Origin of the sequence: Pedobacter sp., from assembly GCF_035566355.1 — a bacterium.
Classification (GTDB): domain Bacteria; phylum Bacteroidota; class Bacteroidia; order Sphingobacteriales; family Sphingobacteriaceae; genus Pedobacter.
Genome location: NZ_DATMRL010000599.1, coordinates 1 through 2,156, shown reverse-complemented (window position 1 = coordinate 2,156; position 2,156 = coordinate 1). Strand labels below are relative to the sequence as shown.

The 2,156-nt window shown below is 40.0% G+C and carries 3 protein-coding genes; 2 read left to right on the top strand and 1 reads right to left on the bottom strand.

Going from position 1 to position 2,156, the window contains the following annotated elements:
• Positions 1-1,329 (top strand): RIP metalloprotease RseP (gene rseP, locus VNZ46_RS23645; protein WP_325563233.1); only part of this gene is annotated, 1,329 nt, incomplete at its 5' end.
• 7 nt (positions 1,330-1,336) lie between these two features.
• Entirely contained in the window at positions 1,337-1,855 is a 519-nt protein-coding gene (locus VNZ46_RS23640; RefSeq protein ID WP_325563231.1) for an iron-sulfur cluster co-chaperone HscB C-terminal domain-containing protein, read from the top strand.
• Between the two features lie 66 nt (positions 1,856-1,921).
• Here the strand turns inward: VNZ46_RS23640 and VNZ46_RS23635 are convergent.
• On the bottom strand, positions 1,922-2,156 hold a 235-nt coding region (locus VNZ46_RS23635; RefSeq protein WP_325563229.1), incomplete at its 5' end, for an FAD-dependent oxidoreductase.

Genomic DNA, 2,156 nt, shown 5'->3' with positions numbered 1-2,156 from the left:
AACGGACTGATTATGGCTGCCCAGTTATTGCTGGGATTATCGATACTGGTAATATTACACGAATTAGGACATTTCTTGGCAGCACGTGCTTTTGGGATTAAAGTAGAAAAGTTCTATTTGTTTTTCGATGCCTGGGGTGTAAAGTTATTTAGCATTAAACGCGGAGATTGTGAATATGGAATTGGCTGGCTGCCTTTAGGTGGTTATGTTAAGATTTCGGGGATGATTGACGAATCTATGGATACTGAACAGATGGAACAACCTGTACAACCCTGGGAATTCAGGTCTAAACCAGCCTGGCAGCGCCTGATTGTGATGCTTGGTGGTGTGGTTGTAAACATTATTGTGGGGATTTTTATCTTCTGGATGCTGACGTTTAAATATGGAGAAACCTATGTGCCAAATAATTCTGTTCAGAATGGAATCAATCCCGGGGTAATCGGTAAAGAAATAGGTTTACAAAAGGGAGACCGTGTAATTGCGGTAAATGGAAATAAAGTACTGCGTTTTGATGAACTGATCAGCCCAAAAGTATTGCTTGGTAATACGAATTTAACGGTGATCAGAGAAGGGAAAACAATTGATATTAAAGTTCCGGATAACATTCTGAATAAAGTTTCTGATCTGGGGATTGAGGAATTTATTGCAAGGGAGCCTTTACTAACCTCTACAATTGATAGTGTGGTGAATGGAAAACCGGCTTTTAAAGCAGGTGCGCATAAAGGTGACCGCATTACAGCAATTAATAGTGTGCCTGTAAAGTACAATGTTGATGTCATCCAGGAAGTGAAAAAGCTGAAAGGTAAGGAAATGATCTTTACAGTAAGCCGGGCAGGACAGAGTTTGAATCTGAATTTACCTGCAGATACCGCTGGTTCTGTTGGTATTGGATTTAATATTCATGAGATTAAGATAGAAACGATTCATTACGGCTTTTTCCAGGCTTTACCTATAGGTGCCGGGCAGGCTTGGGTGCAGTTTAGTACCAATGCTAAAGGTATCTGGAAAGTGATCACTGGTAAAGTTAAGGCAACAAAGGCATTTTCAGGTCCTGTAGAGATTGCACGTAAGGTGTATGGAGGTCAGTGGATCTGGGAAAGATTCTGGGCTTCTACGGCTTTTATTTCTATTGCTTTGGCTTTTATGAATCTATTGCCTATTCCTGCATTGGATGGCGGACATGTTGTTTTTCTGATCATTGAAATGATCAAAGGCAAACCGCTTGGTGATAAATTTATGGAGCGTGCACAGATTGTAGGTTTTGTTCTTCTGCTTTCCTTGATGGTTTTTGTGTTAGGGAACGATATATTTAAAGCTTTTATTAAATAGAAAGCTTATGGACTATTTTGAGCTGTATGGCTTATCCTTGAGTTTTAATCCGGATCCTGCTGTCATTAAACAGAAGTTTTATGAGTTGAGCAAGAAGTTTCACCCTGATTTTTATATTATGGAAAGTCAGGAGAAACAGGAAGAGGTATTAGAGCTGTCCACATTGAACAATAAGGCTTATCAGATATTGAGTGATCCGCAAAAACGTCTGCATTATATCCTCGAACTGAAAGGTCTTTTGAAAGAAGGAGAGAATTATGTGCTCCCTCAGCATTTTTTGATGGAAATGATGGATGTGAATGAAGCTTTGATGGAGCTGGAATTCGAACCTGATGCAGGAAAGTTGCTGACGATTAAGGCAGAGGTAGATCTGATTGAAAAGAAGCTTTTTGATGAACTTTTGGTGCTGACCTCTGGTTTTGAAACACAGGATGATGAGCAGCAAAAACAGTCTTTACTGAAGATCAAGGACCTGTATTACCGCAATAAATATTTGCTCCGGTTAAGAGAAAGACTTGATAAATAATTGGTAAAAGACCTGGCTTTAGCCGGGTCTTTTACGTAAAAAAGTTTTTTTAATCTTTTGGTGAAGCTAATTTCCAGAGATCAGATCATGATTTATAAAGGCGCCGGCTTTTGTTCCTGCTGCCACAGCTGATGCGACAGAGCGCATGCTTGTGGTGTTATCGCCTGCAGCATATATGCCCGGTATGGAGGTTCTTTGGAATTCATCTATTTGGATATAGCCTTGTTTGTTAATTTCGCATCCAAGGTTTTCAGGGATCAGGCTGTGCTGTTGGAATGGAAGTTTCGCATATATAGCATCG

Excerpts from the sequence above, each read along its gene's own strand:
- VNZ46_RS23640 (WP_325563231.1), top strand. The coding sequence starts at position 1,337 with ATGGACTATTTTGAGCTGTATGGCTTATCCTTGAGTTTTAATCCGGAT.